The sequence below is a fragment of the Streptomyces sp. NPDC005151 genome (assembly GCF_053599875.1).
Genome location: NZ_JBSFYR010000058.1, coordinates 1 through 21,286, shown reverse-complemented (window position 1 = coordinate 21,286; position 21,286 = coordinate 1). Strand labels below are relative to the sequence as shown.

Sequence of the window (21,286 nt, the reverse complement as noted above, 5' to 3'; positions counted from 1 at the left end):
CCCCGGCGGGGGGAGCGCCGCAGGGAGTGCCCGGCGGATCATGGCCGGGAGCCGCGACCTGTCCGGACGAGGAGAAACGGCCCGTCGCCGACGAGCTGCGCGCCTGGCTGGTCGACCAGTTGATCGTCCTGCTCGCGGCCACCGCGGCGACGGACGAGGAGACGGCATCCGTGGTGGCGGCACTGCTGCCGCTGGAGACCGCCTCCGGTCCTGCCGGGAAGCTGGCGGCCCGGCTGGTCCCCGTGGTCGGCGGGGCGGCCCACCTGCTGCCACCGGACTGACGGCCTCCCCCACGACAGGGAGTGGATCAGCGAGCGGCGTCATGCGGCTTCGATGGCAAGGCGGAGGACGGAGTCGACGCGGAGCGTCGGTGACCGACGACAACGCCGCAAGCAAAGTCGCATGACGCCGGGAGCCCACTCCTTGTGGCCGGGGAGGCCGCGAGCCCCGGAACACGCCCTGGGTCAGACTGGGGACGTGAGAAGCGAGAACACCACCTTCAGGGGCGGCCCGCTGGACGGGCGGGTCCTCCCCGTCCTCGTCGGCTCGACCGGCCACCCGCCCAAGTGGTACGAGGTCCCGGTGCCGGACGCCGACGGCGGACCGGCCACCGTGTACGCGTACCGGCGGGTCCCGGCCGGATACTCCAAGCGGCTGGGTGTGCAGCGCGGCTGGGTGTACGAGTACGCCCCCGAGGGCCGCGAGCGCCACACTCTCAAGTGGCCCTGGTCGAAACCGATCTGACCCGCTGGTCCCGGCGGGGTGCGTCGGCCGCCTCTCGATTGCCGGACCCTCTAGGATCGACGGATCCATGGTCACGAGAACGGTCACAAGGGGGTGCGCCATGGAGGCGCTGCGTCAGGACGACCCACGCCGCTTCGGTCCGTACACCGTGCTGGCGCGGTTCCGCGAGACGGCGAGCGCTGTCCACTACCTCGCGCACGACGCGAGCGCGGCCGACACCACGGACGGCACCGCGGACCAGACCGTCGTGATCACCGCGGCCCGGCCCGAGCTTGCCGCACTGCCCGCCTTCCGCCGCCGCTTCGAGGCGGAGGCGCGCACCGCGGACCGGCTGGCGGGTGGCTGGGTCCAGCCGCAGGTCGCCACCCGTACGGACGACGGGGAGCTGTGGACGGCCGTGGCGTACGTACCGGCGCTGACGCTCGCCGAGGCGATCGACGCCGCGGGTCCCCTCCCCGAGCGTGCCGTGCGGATACTGGGCGCGGGCATCACCGAGACGCTCTCCCGGGTGCACGCCACCGGGGCCGTACTGGAGGGGCTCGCCCCGAGGACCGTGCTGCTGGCCGGGGACGGACCGCGGCTCACCGCCTTCGGCCCGCTGGGCGCGGCGGCCGATGCCGAGGCCAGAACGGGCGGGCAGCTCTCCGTACGGCTCGGATATCTCACCCCGGAGCAGGTCGAGGGCGAGACGGCGGGACCGGCCTCCGACCTCTTCGTGCTCGGCCTGCTGCTGGCGTACGCGGCGACCGGCACGACCCCGCTCGCGGACGGCCCGGCGGCGGAGGCAGCCGAGCGGATCGCGCATGCGGAGCCGGAACTGGGCGCGGTCCCGGAGGACTTGCGCGGGCTGATCGCGCGCTGCCTGGCCAAGGACCCGGCCGACCGGCCGAGCTCCGGGACGGTGGCGGCGGGACTGGCACTGGAGGGCGCGGCGGGCCTCGCGAGGGGCGGCTGGCTGCCGGAGCAGCTGTCGAAGACGCTTACGGAACAGGAGTCCCGCGTCAGGGAGCTGGTGTCCGCAGGCGCGGCCGACGAGCCGGCGGACAGCCCCGTCGGCACAGCCCCGCGCGGGTCTCTCACCGAACCTGCCGACGCCGCACCCGACAGCCCCGCCACCGGCGCGCCCGGCGACAGCGGCCTCGGAGAGGACACCCGGACCACCCGGATCGGAAGCGTCGGCAGCCCCCGCGCCCCGGAGCCCGACCGGCCGACCACCCAGCTGTCCATCCCGCGTGAACGGACCGGTCCCCCGGACCGGCTGCCCGCCGTCCTGCCGCCCGTCGCGCCGCTCGTGCCGCGCCCCCTCCCGGCCCCGGCAGCGGCAATTCCCGCCTCGCCCCCGCCGCCCGTGACGCCCACGCCCCCACCCGCACCCTCCTCCTCGTCCCCCTCCGCCGCCCTCGACCGTCGCACCCTGCTCTTCGGTGCGGCCGCCGGCGCGGCCGGGCTGATCGTCGGCGGTGGGGGTGCGCTCGCCCTCGGGGCCGACGGTTCCGACGCCCCGGACGACGGCAAGCCCGCCCCGTCCCCCAGCGGCCCCACCGTGGCCGGGCTGCCGCCGCAGCCGCGCTGGGTGTACAGCCACCCCGAGGCCGAACCCACGCCGCTCACCGCCGCGCTCTGGCGCGACCGGCTGCTCGTGCTGACCGGCGAGACGCAGGCCTCCGCCGTCGATCTGCGGACCGGCCACCGCCTCTGGGAGTGCCCGGACGCGGCGAAGGGGCAGGCGGCCCTGGCTGCCGGTGACGCGTTCTGCTTCGTCGCCGGGCCGTCCGAGTTCCTCTGGCTGTCGCCGAAGGACGGAACGGTCGCGCACCGGGTGGCGTACGAGAACCAGTTCGAGGGCGCACCGTTCCTGACGGTGTCCGACGTCATCGGCCAGTCCGGTCCGGCGATCTGGTTCACCGGCTCGCACAAGGTCACCGTGAAGGCCAAGAAGCCGAAGAAGGGCAAGAAGCCCGGGAAGGACACGCAGGTCGTCACGTCGTTCCTGTTCGCGTACGACATCGTGCGGCGCAAGGAGCTGTGGCGGACCCCCGTACCCACCGGCCGGGAATCGACGACCCCCGCCTACCAGCTGATCGCCGTCCGCCCCGACGACATCGTCGTACGCCAGAAGAGCGCGACGCTCACCCCCGGCGACGTCAAGGCCGCCAAGGGCAAGGCCGTCTTCCGTGGGTTCGACCGCAGGAGCGGGAAGCTGCTGTGGACCAAGTCGTTCAGCACGGTCGGTCCGGACGGGGCAGCCGTCGGGGATGACCAGGGACTGCTGTACGCGGCGGCGGGCGACGCCCTCCAGTCGTTCGAGATGCCCGCGGGCAAGCCGAAGTGGACGCTGAACGGCACGCCCGGGTCCGTGTTCGGGACACCGGTCCCGGCCGGGGCCCTGCTGCACACCACCAGCCGCGACCAGGAAGTGGGCGCGGTCGAGCGGGAGTCCGGAAAGCTGCGCTGGTGGCGGTCCACCGAGGCGGTTCCCAGCGGATGGGCGCCGGTCGTCACCGTGAGTTCCAGCGGCAGGACGGTGCTGGCGGCCGGGGCCGCGCAGGTCACCGCGTTCGCCGCGGCGGACGGCCGGCGACTGTGGAAGTTCCAGGACATCGGGGTGCAGGACCCGAAGGGCGCCACGGTCACCGCCCCGTACCGGGTGCTGGCCTTCGGGAAGTCCGCCGTCGTCCAGCGGGAACGGATGTTCTACGCGTTCCCGGTGAAGTGACCTCGGGGGTGTCCGGCGGATCAGGGCCCCGGCCGTGATCCGCCAGGCCCCTTGAGGGTCGTCCCGCCGTCCGGGCGAATCCGGGTGCCGCCACGCCGCACGGTTCTTGCGTCGCCCGCCCCCGAGTGACCGTATTGACGCGTTGCGCTCACTCATGGGGTAGTCCCGCGATCGCCCCGTCATCGGAGGTGATCCCGTGTCGTCCAGGGTTCTGCGCACCGTCTGCGCGGCAGCACTCGCCGCGGCGGTCGCGGCCTCACCCGCCGTCGCCGCCCCCGCCGTCGCCGCCCCCACGGACCCGAGCAGTCCCGGCCCCTCCGGCCCCTCTCGTGAGCCACACGCCACGAAGAGCGTCGCTGAGCTGCTGACCGAGCTCAAGAACCTGTACCAGCAGGCCGAGGAGGCCAGCGAGGCGTACAACGGAACCACGGCGAAGCTGAAGAAGCGGAAGACGGAGGCGAAGAAGCTGGACACCGCTCTCGCCGTGGCGCGGACCGCGCTGGGCCGCAGCCGCAACGACGCGGGGCGGCTGGCCCGGAAGCAGTACCAGGGGCAGTCCGACTTTTCCTCGTACGTCCAGCTGATGCTGTCCCGCGATCCCGAGCACGCCCTGGACCAGGAACACGTCATTCAGCGGGTGGCGGCCGGCCGGGCCGCGACCGTGAAGCGGCTCACCGGCGCCGAGAAGCGCGCCGACGGGCTGGCCTCCGCGTCCCGCAAGGTGCTCGAGAGGCAGCGGGTGCTGGCCGCGCGGCAGAAGAAGCAGCGCGACACCGTGCAGTCGCGGCTGAGCAAGGTGGAGGCGCTGCTGGCCAAGCTCTCCGCCGAGCAGATCGCCAAGGTGTCCCGGCTGGAGCAGCAGGCCACGGACAAGGCCCAGGGCACGCTGGTCACCTCGGGCGCCCTGTCCTCGGCCCGGCCGCCGTCTCAGGAGGGCGACGAGGCGGTGAAATACGCGGTCAGGCAGCTCGGCAAGCCGTATGTGTGGGGCGCGGAGGGTCCGGGGTCGTTCGACTGCTCCGGGCTCACCTCGCAGGCCTGGGCGAACGCGGGGCACGCGATTCCGCGGACCTCGCAGGAGCAGTGGAAGCAGCTGCGGAAGGTACCGCTGAACGCGCTGCGCCCGGGTGACCTGGTGATCTACTTCCCGAAGGCCACGCACGTGGCCCTGTACGTCGGCAACGGCCTGGTGGTGCAGGCGCCCCGGCCCGGGTCGCAGGTGAAGGTCTCGCCGCTGGCGTCGAATCCGCCGCTGGGCGCCGTGCGTCCGGATCCGGAGAGCCCGCCGCTGAGCAGGTACAGCCTCCCGGAGCCGGCCCAAAACACGTCCGACGGCTCGGATGCGGGGTACAACTCCTCGTCCGCGCCGGACGACGAGTAGCCGCACGCAGTACCCCCGTACACACGTCAGCCGGGCCGCGCTCCGTCGCTCTCCCGACGGGAACCGGCCCGGCCTATCGTGTCTGTCCTGGCGGTACGGCGGTCGGGCCGCCGCCGGCTCCGAGACCTGCGCGAGGTACGTGTTCGTCTTCTCCGGGTCGGAGAATGAGGCACACACGGGCGCCGAGCCCCCTACCTGCGAACTCTCCGCAGATTGAGGGCTCATGACATGCCGTGGGTCATCTGTGGGCCGCCGGCCCCGAATCGACCGCCTGTGGCTGCGCCGTTCGCCTGCCTGCCCACCTGCCCGTGTGACGTACGTATGGGCGTGCGCGGTCGTCAGGCCCACCCTCTGCGGGCGGCGATCCAGCCGAGCTGGATGCGGCTTTCCGCGCCCGCCTTGAGCATGAGTTCACCGATGCGGCGCTGGACGGTGCGGCGGGAGACGCCGAGCTGGCCGGCGGCGGCCTGGTCGGTGAGACCGGCCAGGACCAGGGCCAGCACCCGGGCGTCCATCTCGTCCAGGCCGTCGGGGCGCACCTCGGTGACGCCGTCGCCCACCGTGTTGGGGGAGAGCGGATAGGCGCGCTCCCAGGCCAGTTCGAAGTAGGCGATCAGGGCCTCCAGCAGCCCGCAGGCGTGCACCAGGATCGAGGCGGGGGCGGAGCGGCGCCCCGGCAGCAGGGGCACCATGGCCAGCTCCCGGTCGGCGATCATGAATTTCACCGGCACCGATTCCGCGACGCCGACCTGCTGGCCGGCCGCGATCGCGCCCAGCGCCTCGGCGACCATGCCGGGCTGGCCCAGCGCCTCGCGCTGCACGATGGTGCGGTAGAGCACACCGCGGCGCACCCCGGCGTGCTCGGCGGTGTTGTGCTCGGGCTGCACGACGGTGGACTCCGGCACCATCATCGCCCGGATCTCGTGCCGGGCGGACTCCTGGAGCTGCATGAAGCGGTGCCGTACCGCGCAGGGGTCGGTGATCACTTCGACGATGCTGCCGCCGGCCGCCGCGTTGCGGTACTCCTCGGTGAGTGCCAGCAGGGATTCTTCGGCGGCCCGTAGGTCGTCGCGGCGTTGCCGCAACGTTCCGCCGAGCGCTATGGCCGGGGGCGCGGCGGTGAAGACCGTCGACGTCTCCGGCCAGGCGCCGTCACCCTCGTCACTCTCGCCGCCGTCGGTGCCGACCATGGCGAGGCCGCGCCGGGCCAGCGCGGTGAGCAGCGGCAGCACCTCGCAGGGCGGGCGGCCGGTCTCGGCCGCCAGCTGGTCGGCGTTGGCGCCGGCACGGGCCACCAGGAGGCGGTAGACCTCCTCCTCGGCCGGGCCGAGCCCGAGCATCGAGAGCACAGGACCTCCTCGTGATCGAGTGGTTCGATCGCATCGATCGAGCGAAGTCCAGGTGAGAATACGGAGGCTATCGTTCCATCAGTCACTGGGGGGGGTGGGTGACGTGATGGAAGGGGGCCGACAGCCTCCGTATCGGGCCTTTTCGCCTACTTCAGACCGTAGGCGCGGATCACCTCCTGGCTGACGCGGTTGCCTGCGTCGTCCCAGGCCTCGGCCTTCAGCGACACATAGCCGTGGTGCGGGGCGTCGTAAGAGGCGGTCCAGGCACCGGACGTGCCGTCCTGGCGCAGCTGCGCCGGCTTCCAGGTCGCGCCGTCGTCGTACGACACCGACAGCGTGGTGCCCTCGATCTTCCCGGCGCCGACCGCGTTCGGCAGGTGCCCCGGGGTGACCCGGAGCGACTGGCTGCCGCCGCGGGCGTCACCGGCGAGGTCGGTGTCGATGTTGTAGTCCAGCTGCAGCACCGCCATCTGGTCGATCCGCGCCGGGTCGGCCGGGGCGGACTTCACCTGCCACACCGAGTGGACGCGAGTGGACAGCCGGTAGATGTCCGCGTCGCGTTCGGCGCTCAGGTCGAAGGTGTACGTGGAGGTCGTGGTCGGGAGATTGGCGATCGACGTGGACAGCCAGTCGTGGGTCTTGACCAGCGTGCCGTCCTGGTAGATCTTCAGGTTCGTCTTGTCGCTGCCGTGCTTGATGGCGCCGCCGTGGCCCAGACCGCCGGCCGCGTTGGGGCAACCGGCGGCGCCGCGCATGCGCCGACCGGGCCGCCTGTGGGCCGTCCGAGGGCGGCCCACAGTCACCAACGCTGACCACTGCTTCGCAGGTCAGACGCTTAAACAGCGGCAGATACCTCGGCGAGGTACGCGTTCGTCCTCTCCGGGTCGAAGAAGTAGTTGTCGAAGTCCGCCGGGTTGTTGAACCCGTTGGCGAACCGGTCGGCGACCGGCTGCAGCTGACCGGCGGCGCCGATCAGGTTCAGCACGTGCTCCGGCGGTACGCCGAGCATGGCGTTCGTCCACTTCACGACGTGCTGCGCGGTGTCCCAGTAGCGGTCGAACGTGGACTGCATCCAGTCCGCGTCAAAGGCCTGGTCGCCGTGCTCGATGATCGACTTCAGGTACGCGTCGGCGCACTTGGAGGCGGAGTTGGAGCCCTGGCCGGTGACCGGGTCGTTGGCGACGACGACATCCGCCACGCCGAGCACCAGGCCGCCGCCGGGCAGCCGGCCGATCGGCTTGCGCACGGTCGGGGCGTAGCGGCCGGCCAGGGTGCCGTTGGCGTCGGTCAGTTCGACCTTGGTGGCACGCGCGTACTCCCACGGCGTGAACTGCTCCATGAGCTCCAGCGTCTTCGCGAGGTGCTCGGAGGGGTCCTTGATGCCCTGGAAGACGTCCAGCGGGCCGCCCGGGATGCCTTCCCAGAACAGGATGTCGGCGCGGCCGGACGTGGTCAGGGTCGGCATCACGAAGAGCTCGCCGACACCGGGGACCAGGTTGCAGCGGACCGCGTCGAACTCGGGGTGCTCGGGGCGCGGGCCCATGCCGTGGACGTACGCGACGGCCAGGGCTCGCTGCGGGGCGTCGAACGGCGAACGGGACGCGTCCCGGCCGAACATGGAGACCAGTTCGCCCTTGCCCGCGGAGACCATCACCAGGTCGTAGGTGCGGGAGAAGTAGTCGAGGTCGGAGACGGCCGCACCGTGGATGACGAGCTGTCCGCCGCGCTGGGCGAACGTCTCCATCCAGCCGGCCATCTTCACGCGCTGGTCGACGGACTGGGCGAAGCCGTCCAGCTTGCCGACCCAGTCGATGGCGCGCGAGGAGTCGGGGGCGGCGACCGAGACGCCGAGGCCCTCGATGCGCGGGGCCTGGGACTCCCAGAAGTTGAGCTGAAGGTCGCGCTCGTGCTGCAGCGCGGTGTCGAACATGCACTGCGTCGACATGACCCGGCCGGACCGGACCTCGTCGGCGGTGCGGTTGGACATCAGGGTGACTTCGTACCCATTGGACTGCAGTCCGAGGGCGAGCTGGAGACCGGACTGGCCGGCTCCGACTATGAGTATCTTCCGCATCGCGGTTCTCCGTTACGTCTACGTGGTACGTGCGCGAGGTGTGTCCAGTGCCGTGACCGGCAATGTTTGCCCCATAAGACCGACCGGCAATTGGGGGGTGGGTGAAGGAGCGGGGCTGGGGTGCGTGCATCGCAAGGCGGAGGATTGAGCCATGGCGGAGCCATGGTGATGGACGACAACGCCGCGAGGTGCGTGCCCCAGCCCCGTGACGCCGCCCCCCAATTACCGGTCGGTCCAAGGAGCGTCGTCCCGCGCGTGCTGGGCGGCGCGACGGGGCAAAGCTTGCCGGGAGCGGCGCTAGGCGGGGGTCGCGTCAAGAGCGTGACCCACGAGGGCCAGCAGCGACTCGACGGCGGTGATCCTGTTACGCGCGTCCATGATCACAACAGGCACGTCCGGGGGTACGGTCAGGGCCTCCCTGACGTCCTCCGCCTCGTAACCGAGCGTCCCCTCGAAGTGGTTGACGGCCACGATGTACGGCAGTCCGCAGCTCTCGAAGTAGTCGAGCGCGGGGAAGCAGTCGGAGAGCCGCCGGGTGTCGGCGAGCACCACCGCACCGATCGCGCCGCGCACCAGGTCGTCCCACATGAACCAGAAGCGCTGCTGTCCGGGCGTGCCGAACACGTACAGCACGAGGTCGTCGTCGAGCGTGAGACGGCCGAAGTCCATCGCCACGGTCGTGGTGACCTTGTCGGGCGTCGCGGTGAGGTCGTCGGTCTCCTCGCTGGCCTGGGTCATCAGCGCTTCGGTCTGCAGCGGGGTGATCTCGGAGACCGATCCCACGAAGGTCGTCTTGCCGACCCCGAACCCGCCCGCGACCACTATCTTCGTGGCAACGGGGGCCCTGGTGTGATCCAACTGCCAGGCCTGGAGCGACTCCTCGGCCTGGTCCTCCGGTCCCGGCTGACGCGGGGCGGACAGGAGCGGATCAGAGACGACGGAGTCCATTCAGCACCCTTTCGAGCAGTGCGCGGTCGGGCTGACCGGTGCCGTGACCGGTCCCGTACACACGGATCTTTCCCTGGTCGGCCAAGTCGCTGAGCAGCACTCGGACCACGCCGAGCGGCATCTTCAACAGGGCCGAGATCTCCGCGACCGTACGCATGCGGCGGCAGATTTCGACAATGGCCTGGAGCTCCGGCATCACCCGCGTGGCGAGGTTGCCGTTGGTGAGCTCGCGGCGCTCCTCGGGCGCTTCCAGCGCGGCCACGAACGTCTCGACGAGAAGGACGTGACCGAAGCGGGTGCGGCCGCCGGTGAGCGAGTACGGGCGGACCCGGGCGGGCCGTCGGTCGGACCCGCGGACCGGAAGCTTGCGGGCGGGTTCAGCAGCGGGCGTCACTGGGCGCTCTCCATCGATTTGCGCAGTTCACTGCGGAGTTCGGGGGTGAGTACGTGTCCGGCACGGCCGACGAAGAGCGCCATGTGGTACGCGATGACGCTCATGTCGCAGTCGGGGGTGGCGTGCACGCCGAGCAGCGAACCGTCACTGATCGACATGACGAAGACGCTGCCCTCGTCCATGGCGACCATGGTCTGCTTGACGCCGCCGCCGTCCATCAGTTTCGCGGCGCCGATGGTGAGGGAGCCGATGCCGGAGACGATGGTCGCCAGGTCGGCGCTGGAGCCCCGGGGGCCGTCCTGCAGGCCGCCTGTCGCTGCGGCTGTCTGGCGGCCGGGGTCGGAGGAGAGCAGCATCAGTCCGTCGGACGAGACAACGGTGACCGAATGGACCCCTGGCACCTCTTCCACGAGATTGCTCAGCAACCAGTGAAGGTTCCGGGCCTCGGTGCTCAGCCCGAATGTGCTGGGCGCAGTCAACTGCGTGCCTCCTCGACTGTGTCCCCCGTCTCATCGGTTCGACCGCCGAAACGGTCTGCCCGCTCGGTCTGCTCGGTCTGTGCGGTGCCGGCACCGGTGACGGCACCGTCGGCGATCTCCGCCTCGACGTCGCGGCGGCCGTCCTTCGCCCCCTGGTGGAAACCGCCGAGGCGGCGGCGCAGCGCGTCCTTGTCCAGGCTGCCCTTGCGCTCGGCGGTGGGGGCGGCGGCGGGCCTGAGGACCTTGGGGGTGCGCTTGGGAAGGCCCTTGTCGGTGATGCGCTCGGCCTGCGGCTCCGGCTGCCGGGGGCCGGGAAAGACCTCGGCGGCGGGCGCCGGGGAAGGAGCCGGGGCGGTGAAGGGCTCCGGGGCCTCGTCCGCGGTGCGCTCGTGGCGGTCGGGGCCGACGGCGTACGGGTCGGGGGTCGCCGGGGTCTCGCGGGCCGGTGCGGCCGACGGGACCGGCTGAGCCGCGGGGACATCCCGGAGCTCCGGGAGCCGGACCTGCATCGTGGTCTCGGACTCGGACTCGGACTCGGCGGGGGCGACCGGCTCGGGTTCCGCCGGAGCGGGCACCTCCGCCGGAGCGCGCACTTCCGCCGGAGCGGGCGCCTTCGCCTGGGCCGGGTCCGCTGCCGACTCGCGGATCTTCTGCTCGGCGGCGGCGATCAGCGGGTCGCCGGGCAGCGCGAGCGTCCGGCCCGGCAGGGCATTGGAGTTGGCCTCGGCGACCGATCCGGGCAGGTTCACCGCGGGCGCGTCCCCCGGCGCGGTCACGGGCGGCGGCGTGGCGCCGGGCGGCGCCTTCGGCAGCAACGCCTGCGGCAGTACGACGACCGCCGTGACCCCGCCGTCCTTGTGCTCGCGCAGCTGGACCCTCACCCCGTGGCGCGCAGCGAGCAGCGACGTCACCTGGAGTCCGAGGCCCGCGCCGTCGGCGCTCTGCTCGCCCGCCTCGAACGAGGACGGGTCGGCCAGGCGGGCGTTGAGCTCACCCATCCGTACGGACGACATGCCGATGCCCTCGTCCTGCACGGAGAGCATCACCTCGCCGGTCTCCAGCAGCCAGCCGGAGAGCTCGACATGCGAGTCGGGCGGCGAGAAGGAGGTCGCGTTCTCCAGGAGTTCGGCGACCAGGTGGCTGAGGTCGTCGGCGGCGAAACCGGCGATCTGGGCGTGCGGTGGCAGGGACTGGATGGTGACCCGCTCGTACCGCTCGATCTCGCTGACGGCCGCACGCAACACGTCGACCAGCGGGATCGGGCCGGAGTGCCCGTGGCCGTGCTCGGCGCCCGCGAGGACCAGCATGTTCTCGCTGTGGCGCCGCATGACCGTGGCCATGTGGTCGAGCTTGAAGAGGGTGGTGAGCCGCTCCGGGTCCTGCTCGCGCTCCTCCAGGCTCTCGATGACGCCGAGCTGGCGCTCGACGAGGCCGAGGGTGCGCAGCGAGAGGTTCACGAAGGTGTGGTGGACCGTGTTCTTGAGTCGCTCCAGCTGGGCGGTCAGATCGGCGGTGCGGAGCTGGAGTTCGGCGCGCTGGAGCGTGAGGGCCTCGCGTCCGGCGATCAGTTCGCCGCGCTCGTTCTCCAGATCCCCGAACCGGCCGTTGAACTCGTGGAGCAGCCCGTTCAGCTTGCCGTGGAGGGCGTTGAGGGATCGAACGACCTGGGCGAACTCGTCGTTGCGGCCGGTGTAGCGGACCGGCTCGGCGGTGGCGGGCTCCGCGGCGAGGCGGGCGGCGCCGATCCTCAGGACGGCGAGCGGCTGGGTCAGCGTACGGGCCACGGCGGTGGAGACGCCGACGGCGATCAGCAGACAGCCGCCGAGGAGCGCGATGCGCAGTTCGAGAGCGGTGACGTCGTCGTCGCGCAGCTGCTCCAGGCGTCGCACCTGGTCGGTGCCGAGGGCGGACTCGACGCTGCGCATCCGGTCGACGCGGGCGGAGAGTGCCGCCTCGACCGTCTTCCGGTCGGCCTTCTGGTCGGAGTCCGACAGCTCGGGACGGTCGGTGAGTGCGGCGAGGTACTTCTCCGCGCGGTTGACCTCGGGCCCGGTGACGGTGGAGGAGAGCTTCTCGCGGGCGGTGCTGCCCGCGGCCTGGTCGAAGTCGGCGAGCGAGGAGAGCTCGCGGACCCTGGCCTGCTGGGCGGCGGCGCTCAGCTCGTCACGGTTGCGGTCGTCCTCGCTGCCGCCCTCGTCCTGGGTCTGGACGGGCAGCCCGGTGAACGGGTCGATCTGCGGGGTGGCCTCTTTGCGGGGCACGGAGAGCGCGGCGATGAGCAGCCCGCGGGTGGCGGAGGCCTGATCGGCGGCCCGGCCGAGGGCGAGGGGCGCACGGGTGGCCTCGGCAGCCCGCGGCGGGGTCTCCTCGGCGAGGTCGTCGGCGAGGTCGTGGAGCTTGGCGATGACCTCGGAGTACGCCTGGTGGGCGGCGAGTGCCGAGCCCTTGCCGGTGAGGGCGGTGCGGCGCAGGGAGGGGATCGTGGAGAGGTCGCGGCGCAGCGCGGCGGGAGCCGTGTCGCGGATCTCGTCGATCTGCTGGTCGACGCGGGCGCTGGGGCCGTCGTTCTTCGCGTCGGACTTCCCGTCCCGGCCGCCCGCGATGTAGGCGGTGACTTCGTCGCGCTCGTCCGCGAGGGAGTGGGCGAGGGCCACCGCCTGCTGGTTCAGCTGCGCAAGGGTGACCAACCGCTGGGACTCGGTCAGTTCGGCGGAGGCGCCGAGGGCCGCGGGTGCGCCCGCGGCGATGACGGTGATGCCGACGACCGCGACGCCGGCGACCAGCCGGCTGCGTACGCGGACGGTGCGCCGGGTCGGCTCACTCCCGCTCGGCGCCGGAGGTGTCGCCCCGGCACCGCTTCGCTCGCTGCCTTTGCTCCGCGGCCGCTTCTTCTGCACCGGTGCTCGCAATCTTGACTCGTCCACCCTTGAAGCAGAGGTGACGCACGGTCATATGTGGAAGGACACCCCGACCCCTGGTACGGCTTCTGACCATTCCAGTGCTTTTGAGAGGGGGCGCGCATCAACCGCTCCGCCACCTGAACGAGTGAACATCACTCCGGAGTTGACGAACAAGTCTCCCCCCGGGCGCCGCAGCCCACACCTGGACCATCGGCTGGAACTTCCGCCCGGGCTTTGGCAGGATGCCCGCCCGCACCCGGTGCGGAGCCACTCCTTCCGCTCAAGCCTCCCCACTGACCTGCTGGTACGGCCCAACGCCGCGATCGTGCAGGCCCCGTGAAGGCGTCGTGCAGACTGGCCGTATGCGCATCGAACTCGCCTCGGTCCCCGGTAGCCCCGAGCGCCCCAACGAGGACTGGGCAGCCACCGCGCTTCCCGCTTCCGGCGGGGGTGGCACGTTGGTTCTGCTCGACGGAGTCACTCCGCCACGGGGGGACGACGGTTGTGTGCACTCCGTGCCCTGGTTCACCGCGCGGCTGGGCGGATCGCTGGTCGAACTGTCGGGTTCGCGGCGGGATCTGACGCTCACCGAGATCCTCGCCGAGTCCATCCGGCGCACCGCCGACACACATCGCGCCCTGTGTGACCTTTCTCACGTACGCACTCCCCAGGCGACCGTCGTCGTGGTGCGCTGGGACGGGGAAGAGATCGAGCACCTGGTGCTCTCCGACTCCGTACTACTGTTCGAGTCGCCGGACGGAACGGTGCGCGCGCTGCTCGACGACCGGCTCGACCGGCTGCCGCCGGGCTCCCTGGCCACCGACGCGATCGCCGATACGCAGGTACGGAACAAGGAGGGCGGCTTCTTCACCGCCGCCGCCGACCCCGGGGTGGCGGTCCGCGCCGTGACCGGGCGGACGCCGCTCACCGAGGTGCGGGCGGTGGCCGCGCTGACGGACGGGGCGAGCCGCTGGACGGAAATGTTCCACGAGGGCGACTGGGCGGCCTGCCTCGCGGTGCTCCACAAGGAGGGCACACAGGGGCTGATCGACCGGGTCAGGGCCCTGGAGGACGCGGACGCGGAGCGTGCGTATCTGCGGCGCAGCAAGACGCACGACGACGCGACGGCGGTCTACGTGGCGCTGTAGGTCACCCAGGTACGGGGTTGGCCCGCGCCGGCGGCGTGGGCGGTTTCCACGGGGCGGGGTCGGAGAGTACCCGGGGATGCCTGGCCGGGCCGGGTTCGGGCCCGGCCGGCGTCAGTCCTCGGCCCGCGCGTTCAATTGGTGCAGCAGCCGTGCCAATTCCGCCACCTCGGTCCGGTCCCAGTCGGCGAGCTTGCTCACGTACCGGTCGCGGCGCGCGTCGCGGACGCTGCGGAAGCGCGCCAGCCCCTCGTCGGTGAGATGGACGAGGAAGGCCCGCCCGTCGGCCGGATCGGGCTCGCGCGCCACCAGTCCGAGCTCCTCCAGGGCGCGCAGCTGACGGCTCATGGTCGCCTTCCCGACGCCGAAGTACGCGGCGAGATCGGTGGCCCGCTGCTGCCCCACCGACTCCAGCCGTACGAAGAGTCCGTACGCCGCGGCCTCCAGCTCGGGATGGACCTCCCGCGCCATCTCACCGGAACTGGCCCGCGCGCGGCGCAGAAAGACAGCCAATTCCCGCTCCAGTGCCAGGAATTCGTGGTCCACACCACTTCCTCCGGTCGCGCCGGGTTCACTACCGCTTTCGCTCCCGCGCACGTCAACACCCCTCATGAGCTTTCCTGCCGCTGAAAGTTTCTTTCGCCGCTGGTCATCACCGCAGCTCGGCCAGTATTTCGCAGGCGTAGACCAACGGCACCGCCCAGGCCCTCTTCCCCCGCACGGGTCTACGTGCGTAGCGTCACTACTGGCATGTCCACACCATGACATGCCACAGGGGGTGCGCCGAGCCGCCCCCCTGGGTCTGCAGATCCCCCCACCGAGGCCTCGGAGGCACGCACATGCCCGTGCACAGATCCGGATCCGGAACGACCCGCCGCTCACGCCTGGCGGCGCTGGGAACCCTCCTCGCAGCTCTTTCGCTTCTGCTCACCCTGCCCGGCGCGGCCACCGCGGCCGACTCCCCCACGGCCGCCGCCAAGAAGCCCGCGCGCGGGTCGGCCACAATGGGCATGGGCGTCATCGCCCACGACGGCCAGGGCGGCCTGCCGCGGGAAACGCTTGTCGCCCAGACCGAGGGCGTGGACGTCAGCAGTCACCAGGGCAACGTCGGCTGGGCGACTCTCTGGAACAGCGGCGTCCGGTGGGCCTACACCAAGGCCACCGAGGGCACGTACTACACGAATCCCTACTTCGCGCAGCAGTACAACGGCTCGTACAACGTCGGCATGATCCGCGGTGCGTACCACTTCGCCACCCCGGACACCACGAGCGGCGCCACCCAGGCCAACTACTTCGTGGACCACGGGGGCGGCTGGTCGAGGGACGGCAGGACGCTGCCCGGCGTGCTCGACATCGAGTGGAACCCGTACGGCGCGCAGTGCTACGGCAAGACGCAGGCCGGCATGGTCTCCTGGATCCGCGACTTCGTGAACACGTACAAGGCGCGCACCGGGCGTGACGCGGTCATCTACACCGCGACCAGCTGGTGGACGACCTGCACCGGGAACAACGCGGGCTTCGGCACCACCAACCCGCTGTGGGTGGCCCGTTACGACACCACGGTCGGCACGCTCCCGGCCGGCTGGGGCTACTACACGATCTGGCAGTACACGTCGTCCGGCCCGTACGTCGGCGACCACAACCACTTCAACGGCGCTCTCGACCGCGTACAGGCACTCGCCAACGGCTGAGCCTCCGCTCCCCGGAGCCCCGGTGACGCACCCCGTCACCGGGGCTCCCGCACGCCTCCACCGTCACCTCCGTCTCCGCCTCCGCCTCCGTCACTATGCACTCGATGTATACGCCCCGTGTATAGTCCCTGGACATCGCACACCTTGTGCGATGTTCAGCCGTGAGGGAGTGACGTGATCTTGCCCAGGAAGACGAAGTCGATCGGTACGGGGTTGACCGTCGCTCTTGTGACGGCAGTCACTCTCACGCTGAGCGGCTGCTCGATGCAGAGCACGGCCCCGGGCTCGGCGCGAGGGGACGCAGCCTCCGACTCCAAGGGCTCGTTCGGCCCGGTGGACTGCCGTAAGGCGAAGTGCATAGCGCTGACCTTCGACGCGGGGCCCGGCGAGGACACCCCGCACCTGCTGGACATCCTCAAGGAGAAGAAGGTGCACGCCACCTTCTTCCTGCTCGGCAAGAACCACGTGCTGAAGCACCCCGACACGGTGCGCCGCATCGAGGCGGAGGGCCACGAGGTGGCCAACCACACCTGGTCGCACAAGATCCTGACGGACCGGAAGCCCGCCGACATACGTGCCGAGCTGGAGAAGACGCAGGACGCGATAGCGAAGATCACCGGCAAGAAGCCGCGGCTGATGCGCCCGCCGCAGGGCCGTACCGACGACACGGTCTCCGGCATCAGCAAGGACCTGGGGCTCTCGCAGATCCTCTGGAGCGCCACCGCCAAGGACTACTCGACGACCGACTCCGCACTGATCAAGAAGCGGATACTCGACCAGGCGAGCAAGGACGGCATCATCCTGCTGCACGACATCTACAAGGGGACCGTGCCCGCGGTGCCGGGCATCATCGACGCGCTGAAGGAGCGCGGCTACACCCTGGTGACGGTCCCGCAGCTGATGGCCCCCGCCGAGCCGGTGCCGGGGACTGTCTACCGCCCCTGAGCCGTCACGACGCACAGCAGGGCCCCGGCACCGGTGCGCCGGTGTCCTTGAGCCCGGTGCCGTCCGGGTTCACCCGGCGCATCGCGAGCCGCCCCTCGTCCGCCCCCTCGTCGACCGGCCGCACCACGGAGTCCACGGGGACGGCGGTCCGGCCGACGGACCGCGGCAGCAGCGTGGCCTTTCCAGGCCCCCGCCCGGACGCGGAACAGCACGTTCCCGTACCCGGACAAGCGGAACGGCCCGCACCGCCCTTTCGGGTGGCGCGGGCCGTCCGACCGGCCGCGCACGTCATGCCACGCCCGTCACGCCATGGCGCTCACGCCGCGGCCGGGATCCTCTCCTCCGCCCTGGCCGTGGCCGGGGCGAGGGCGATCTCCAGCACCTGGCGGACATCCGTCACCGGGTGGACCTCCAGCTTCTCCAGGACCTCGGCCGGGACGTCGTCCAGATCGGCCTCGTTCCGCTTGGGGATCACCACGGTGGTGATACCGGCCCGGTGGGCGGCCAGCAGCTTCTGCTTCAGCCCGCCGATCGGCAGCACCCGTCCCGTCAGCGACACCTCACCGGTCATCGCCACATCCGTACGGACGAGCCGTCCGGAGAGCAGCGAGGCCAGCGCCGTCGTCATCGTGATACCGGCACTCGGACCGTCCTTGGGCACCGCGCCCGCCGGGAAGTGGATGTGCGCTCCCCGGTCCTTGAGGTCGGCGACGGGCAGTTCCAGCTCGGCGCCGTGCGAGCGCAGGAAGCTCAGCGCGATCTGCGCGGACTCCTTCATGACGTCGCCGAGCTGACCGGTGAGGGTCAGTCCGGCCGCGCCGGTCTCCGGGTCGGCCAGCGACGCCTCGACGAACAGCACGTCACCACCGGCGCCGGTCACCGCGAGCCCGGTCGCCACGCCCGGCACCGCGGTGCGGCGCTCGGCCGGGTCCTGGGCGGACTCGGGGACGTGGTGCGGCCGTCCGACGAGACCCCGCAGGTCCTCGTCGGTGACGGTGAACGGGAGCTCCCGGTCGCCCAGTTCGTGCTGGGCCGCGACCTTGCGGAGCAGCCGGGCGACGGCCCGCTCCAGGTTGCGTACGCCCGCCTCACGGGTGTATTCGCCGGCCAGCTTGCGCAGCGCCGACTCGTCGAGCGCCACCTCGCCCTTCTCCAGACCGGCCCGCTCCAGCTGGCGCGGGAGCAGGTGGTCGCGGGCGATGACGACCTTCTCGTCCTCGGTGTAGCCGTCGAGCCTGACCAGCTCCATGCGGTCGAGCAGGGCCTCCGGGATGGCTTCCAGGACATTGGCGGTGGCCAGGAAGACGACGTCGCTGAGGTCGAGTTCGACCTCCAGGTAGTGGTCACGGAAGGTGTGGTTCTGCGCCGGGTCGAGGACTTCGAGGAGCGCCGCGGCCGGGTCGCCGCGGAAGTCGGAGCCGACCTTGTCGATCTCGTCGAGCAGGACGACCGGGTTCATGGAACCGGCCTCCTTGATGGCGCGGACGATGCGTCCGGGGAGCGCACCGACGTACGTACGCCGGTGGCCCCGGATCTCCGCCTCGTCCCGCACACCGCCGAGCGCGACGCGGACGAACTTGCGGCCCATGGCGTGCGCGACGCTCTCACCGAGGGACGTCTTGCCGACGCCGGGCGGTCCGACGAGGGCCAGCACCGCACCGCCCCGACGCCCGCCCACGACCCCGAGGCCGCGTTCGGCACGGCGCTTGCGCACCGCGAGGTACTCGGTGATCCGTTCCTTCACGTCCTCCAGGCCCGCGTGCTCGGCGTCGAGGATCTCCTTGGCCGCGCGGATGTCGTACGCGTCCTCGGTCCGTTCGGTCCACGGCAGTTCGAGGACGGTGTCCAGCCAGGTTCGGATCCAGGAGCCCTCGGGGCTCTGGTCGGACGAGCGCTCCAGCTTGCCGACCTCCTTGAGCGCGGCCTCACGGACGTGCTCGGGAAGATCGGCGGACTCGACGCGCGCCCGGTAGTCGTCGGACTCATCCTCCGGATCGCCGTTGAGCTCGGACAGCTCCTTGCGTACGGCTTCCAGCTGGCGCCGCAGCAGGAACTCGCGCTGCTGCTTGTCGACGCCCTCCTGGACGTCCTTGGCAATGGACTCGGCGACGTCCTGTTCGGCGAGGTGTTCGCCGAGCCACTGGATGGCGAGCTTCAGCCGGGCGACCGCGTCGGCGGTCTCCAGGAGCTGCACCTTCTGGGTGGTGGTGAGGAACGGTGAGTAACCCGAATTGTCGGCGAGTGCGGAGATGTCGTCGATCTGCTGGACCCGGTCCACGACCTGCCAGGCGCCGCGCTTCTTCAGCCAGCTGGTGGCGAGGGCCTTGTACTCCTTGACCAGCTCGGCGGCGGCGCCGGGGAGCGGCTCGGGAGCCGAGACGTCCACGCGGGTCCCCTCGACCCAGAGCGCGGCCCCGGGTCCGGTGGTTCCGGCACCGATCCTCACGCGGTCACGGCCGCGGATGAGGGCGCCCGGGTCTCCGTCGGAGAGCCGGCCGACCTGCTCGACGGTGCCGAGTACACCGGTCCCGGTGTAGGTCCCGTCGATCCGCGGCACCAACAGCACCTCGGGCTTGCCGCCACCCGGACGGGCGGCGGCCTGGGCAGCCTCGACGGCGGCCCGGACATCGGTGTCGGACAGGTCCAGAGGAACCACCATTCCGGGCAGCACCACCTCGTCGTCGAGTGGCAGCACAGGCAAGGTGAGCGGAGTGACCGCCTTGGACTCAGTAGCCATGATCTCCCCTTCGGCACTCAAGTTGAGCTATGCAGACTCAATGCTCCTGAGCGACTTTATGTTCCCGGGGCCGCGTTCGCTCTCAGCGATCTTCTTCCACCTGTCTTTTGACGGGTCCGGGCTGACCACCCGCGCGGATCTGACGATCGCGGTCGACGTCGCAACGCGGACGATCCGCGCTGCGGTACTGCGGCCGGTGGGCACCAAGGCGGTGGACGCCTCGTTGCTGCTGGCCCGGATGCTGGTGCCCGAGCCGATGCGGCCCGGCTGGCCTGCCTCGCTGCGGATGGCGGCATCACGGATGCCTCACCTGCGGCTGCTGGACGTGGACGCACGGATGGAACAGGCCGCGGCGAAACCGGTGATCGTGCCGGACACCGTCGTCATCGACGGCGGGAAGGTGTTCATCTCCGACACCTTCGTGCGGGCCTGCGACCGGCTCGGCATCTCGGTGCAGAGAGCACGTCCGCGCACGCCGACCGACAAGGCCATCGTGGAGGCGACGTTCTCCGCGATCAACACGCTGTTCGTCCAGCACCTTCCCGCCTACACCGGGCGGGAGGTTTCGCGCCGCGGCGAGCGGATCGAGGATCGGGCCGTCTGGACGGTCCCCGAACTCCAGGACTTGCTGGACGAGTGGCTGCTGGCCGGGTGGCAGGCCAGAGCACACGATGCTCTGCGCGACCTGTTCCGCCCGAAGAAGGCGATGTCGCCGAACGACAAGTACACGTCCCTGGTCGCGGCCTGCGGCTACCTGCCGCTGGTCCTGCGTGGTGAGGACTACCTGGAACTGCTGCCGGTGACCTGGCGGACCATCAACGGCTACGGCATCAGGATCAACTACCGCACCTACGACAGCGCCGAGTTGGGGCCCTGCGGCGCCAGCACTCCGGACATGCCGCCAAGCGCGGTCTCTGGGAGGTCCACTACGACCCCTACGACCTGTCCCAGGTGTTCGTACGCACCCAACAGGGCTGGATCACCGTCCCCTGGGTCCACCTGCCGCTGGTGAACGCGCCTTTCGCGGACTTCACGTGGCAGCACGCCCGTCGCCTGGCCGCCGAGTCGGGCCTGGACGACACCAACGAGACGGCGGTGGCCCGCGTCCTGGACACGCTGTTGACCCGCGCCGAGCACGGCCCGGACACCCGGTCGGCCAAGGTGGTCGGCCGCACCCGCGTCGCTGCTGCCGTCCGCGCGCCGGCTGTGACACCTGAGATCGAGATGGCCCCCGGTCCAGAGCCCGAGGCCCGTCCTCCGGCCGCGGTGGCAGGTTTCGGGGTATTCGACGCCCGCGCAGAAGCCGAAAGGTGGCTATGAGCAAGCGCAAGCCGTCCGTCCCGGACATCGAAGCGGGCGGGACGGCACCTCCGGACAGTCCGCTGACCACGAAGGAGGGATGGGGCCATTTCGTCGCGCATGAGCCGGTCCCGCCCCGCCTGCTGACGGCGGCCGAACAGGCAGCGCTGAACCGGAACGAGCGCCTGCGCGAGGAGGAACGGCGCCGGGAGTATCACGCCGACCTGCCGATGGTGAACACCCCGACCATCCGCAAGGTCATCGCCACCTCGCGGTTGCTGATCCAGCTCAACCGCAATCAGATCTCTGCCCGTCGCGGTGTGATCCTCTCCGGCGCCTCCGGCACGGGCAAGACGACTGCCCTGACCCAGCTGGGTCGGGCTCATGAACTAGTACTACAGGGATAGATCTTGGTGTGCGATTGAGGCAGAATGGTCTGTCGTGAGTGCACGAGGTCGGGATAAGGACGAGCTGGCGGCGGAGG

19 protein-coding genes and 1 pseudogene are annotated in these 21,286 nt (G+C 71.1%); 10 read left to right on the top strand and 10 right to left on the bottom strand.

Annotated elements, in window-relative coordinates; genetic code table 11:
- Nucleotides 1-65 precede the first annotated feature (65 nt).
- The 4 genes and pseudogenes from ACWD6R_RS26575 to ACWD6R_RS26560 form a co-directional block, all read left to right on the top strand.
- A pseudogene (locus ACWD6R_RS26575) lies at nucleotides 66-281 on the top strand (TetR/AcrR family transcriptional regulator); the annotation flags it as partial.
- Nucleotides 282-477: 196 nt separating this feature from the next.
- Nucleotides 478-744 (top strand): hypothetical protein, encoded by a 267-nt coding sequence (locus tag ACWD6R_RS26570; protein WP_451821007.1) that lies wholly within the window; start codon nucleotides 478-480, stop codon nucleotides 742-744.
- Nucleotides 745-844: 100 nt separating this feature from the next.
- Nucleotides 845-3,460: an outer membrane protein assembly factor BamB family protein gene (locus ACWD6R_RS26565; protein ID WP_451821006.1), complete on the top strand. Its 2,616-nt coding sequence runs from the start codon at nucleotides 845-847 to the stop codon at nucleotides 3,458-3,460.
- A 196-nt stretch (nucleotides 3,461-3,656) separates the two neighbouring features.
- Nucleotides 3,657-4,841 (top strand): NlpC/P60 family protein, encoded by a 1,185-nt coding sequence (locus ACWD6R_RS26560; protein WP_451821005.1) that lies wholly within the window; start codon nucleotides 3,657-3,659, stop codon nucleotides 4,839-4,841.
- Between the two features lie 338 nt (nucleotides 4,842-5,179).
- Here the strand turns inward: ACWD6R_RS26560 and ACWD6R_RS26555 are convergent, their stop codons facing one another.
- The 7 genes from ACWD6R_RS26555 to ACWD6R_RS26525 all read right to left on the bottom strand — a co-directional run bounded on the left by ACWD6R_RS26555 (nucleotide 5,180) and on the right by ACWD6R_RS26525 (nucleotide 12,982).
- A complete protein-coding gene (locus ACWD6R_RS26555) occupies nucleotides 5,180-6,181 on the bottom strand; it encodes a helix-turn-helix domain-containing protein (protein WP_451821030.1) in 1,002 nt (333 codons plus the stop codon).
- Between the two features lie 155 nt (nucleotides 6,182-6,336).
- Nucleotides 6,337-6,945: a hypothetical protein gene (locus ACWD6R_RS26550; protein WP_451821004.1), complete on the bottom strand. Its 609-nt coding sequence runs from the start codon at nucleotides 6,943-6,945 to the stop codon at nucleotides 6,337-6,339.
- A gap of 80 nt (nucleotides 6,946-7,025) precedes the next feature.
- The gene (locus ACWD6R_RS26545; protein WP_451821003.1) at nucleotides 7,026-8,264 is read right to left on the bottom strand and encodes a styrene monooxygenase/indole monooxygenase family protein; all 1,239 of its coding nucleotides are present in this window, start codon (nucleotides 8,262-8,264) and stop codon (nucleotides 7,026-7,028) included.
- A gap of 297 nt (nucleotides 8,265-8,561) precedes the next feature.
- Entirely contained in the window at nucleotides 8,562-9,212 is a 651-nt protein-coding gene (locus tag ACWD6R_RS26540; protein ID WP_451821002.1) for a GTP-binding protein, read from the bottom strand.
- Entirely contained in the window at nucleotides 9,193-9,606 is a 414-nt protein-coding gene (locus tag ACWD6R_RS26535; protein ID WP_451821001.1) for a DUF742 domain-containing protein, read from the bottom strand. The genes ACWD6R_RS26540 and ACWD6R_RS26535 overlap by 20 nt, the downstream gene beginning before the upstream one ends.
- On the bottom strand, nucleotides 9,603-10,085 hold the full coding sequence (locus tag ACWD6R_RS26530) for a roadblock/LC7 domain-containing protein (protein WP_451821000.1): 483 nt from the start codon (nucleotides 10,083-10,085) through the stop codon (nucleotides 9,603-9,605). The genes ACWD6R_RS26535 and ACWD6R_RS26530 overlap by 4 nt, the downstream gene beginning before the upstream one ends.
- Nucleotides 10,082-12,982: a nitrate- and nitrite sensing domain-containing protein gene (locus ACWD6R_RS26525; RefSeq protein ID WP_451821029.1), complete on the bottom strand. Its 2,901-nt coding sequence runs from the start codon at nucleotides 12,980-12,982 to the stop codon at nucleotides 10,082-10,084. The genes ACWD6R_RS26530 and ACWD6R_RS26525 overlap by 4 nt, the downstream gene beginning before the upstream one ends.
- A gap of 365 nt (nucleotides 12,983-13,347) precedes the next feature.
- Between ACWD6R_RS26525 and ACWD6R_RS26520 the strand changes: the two genes are divergently transcribed.
- Entirely contained in the window at nucleotides 13,348-14,133 is a 786-nt protein-coding gene (locus ACWD6R_RS26520; RefSeq protein ID WP_451820999.1) for a hypothetical protein, read from the top strand.
- Nucleotides 14,134-14,244: 111 nt separating this feature from the next.
- On the opposite strand, the gene ACWD6R_RS26515 is transcribed toward ACWD6R_RS26520, so the two are convergent.
- Nucleotides 14,245-14,727, bottom strand: coding sequence for a MarR family winged helix-turn-helix transcriptional regulator (locus tag ACWD6R_RS26515; RefSeq protein ID WP_451820998.1), 483 nt, complete (start codon nucleotides 14,725-14,727; stop codon nucleotides 14,245-14,247).
- A gap of 242 nt (nucleotides 14,728-14,969) precedes the next feature.
- Here ACWD6R_RS26515 and ACWD6R_RS26510 point away from each other — a divergent pair, with 242 nt between their 5' ends.
- Entirely contained in the window at nucleotides 14,970-15,821 is an 852-nt protein-coding gene (locus ACWD6R_RS26510) for a lysozyme (RefSeq protein WP_451820997.1), read from the top strand.
- Between the two features lie 264 nt (nucleotides 15,822-16,085).
- Entirely contained in the window at nucleotides 16,086-16,766 is a 681-nt protein-coding gene (locus ACWD6R_RS26505; RefSeq protein WP_451821028.1) for a polysaccharide deacetylase family protein, read from the top strand.
- A 4-nt stretch (nucleotides 16,767-16,770) separates the two neighbouring features.
- Here the strand turns inward: ACWD6R_RS26505 and ACWD6R_RS26500 are convergent, their stop codons facing one another.
- A complete protein-coding gene (locus ACWD6R_RS26500) occupies nucleotides 16,771-16,902 on the bottom strand; it encodes a hypothetical protein (protein WP_451820996.1) in 132 nt (43 codons plus the stop codon).
- A 180-nt stretch (nucleotides 16,903-17,082) separates the two neighbouring features.
- Nucleotides 17,083-19,503, bottom strand: a complete 2,421-nt coding sequence (gene lon / locus ACWD6R_RS26495; RefSeq protein ID WP_451820995.1) for an endopeptidase La — start codon at nucleotides 19,501-19,503, stop codon at nucleotides 17,083-17,085.
- A gap of 40 nt (nucleotides 19,504-19,543) precedes the next feature.
- On the opposite strand from lon, the gene ACWD6R_RS26490 reads away from it, so the two are divergent.
- The 3 genes from ACWD6R_RS26490 to ACWD6R_RS26480 are packed head-to-tail and all read left to right on the top strand — an operon-like array spanning nucleotide 19,544 to nucleotide 21,209.
- Nucleotides 19,544-20,515: an integrase catalytic domain-containing protein gene (locus ACWD6R_RS26490; RefSeq protein ID WP_451820994.1), complete on the top strand. Its 972-nt coding sequence runs from the start codon at nucleotides 19,544-19,546 to the stop codon at nucleotides 20,513-20,515.
- The gene (locus ACWD6R_RS26485; protein WP_451820993.1) at nucleotides 20,512-20,823 is read left to right on the top strand and encodes a hypothetical protein; all 312 of its coding nucleotides are present in this window, start codon (nucleotides 20,512-20,514) and stop codon (nucleotides 20,821-20,823) included. Before ACWD6R_RS26490 ends, ACWD6R_RS26485 begins: the two co-directional genes overlap by 4 nt.
- Complete coding sequence (locus ACWD6R_RS26480) at nucleotides 20,820-21,209, top strand: hypothetical protein (RefSeq protein WP_451820992.1); 390 nt, start codon at nucleotides 20,820-20,822, stop codon at nucleotides 21,207-21,209. The genes ACWD6R_RS26485 and ACWD6R_RS26480 overlap by 4 nt, the downstream gene beginning before the upstream one ends.
- Nucleotides 21,210-21,286: the final 77 nt, after the last annotated feature.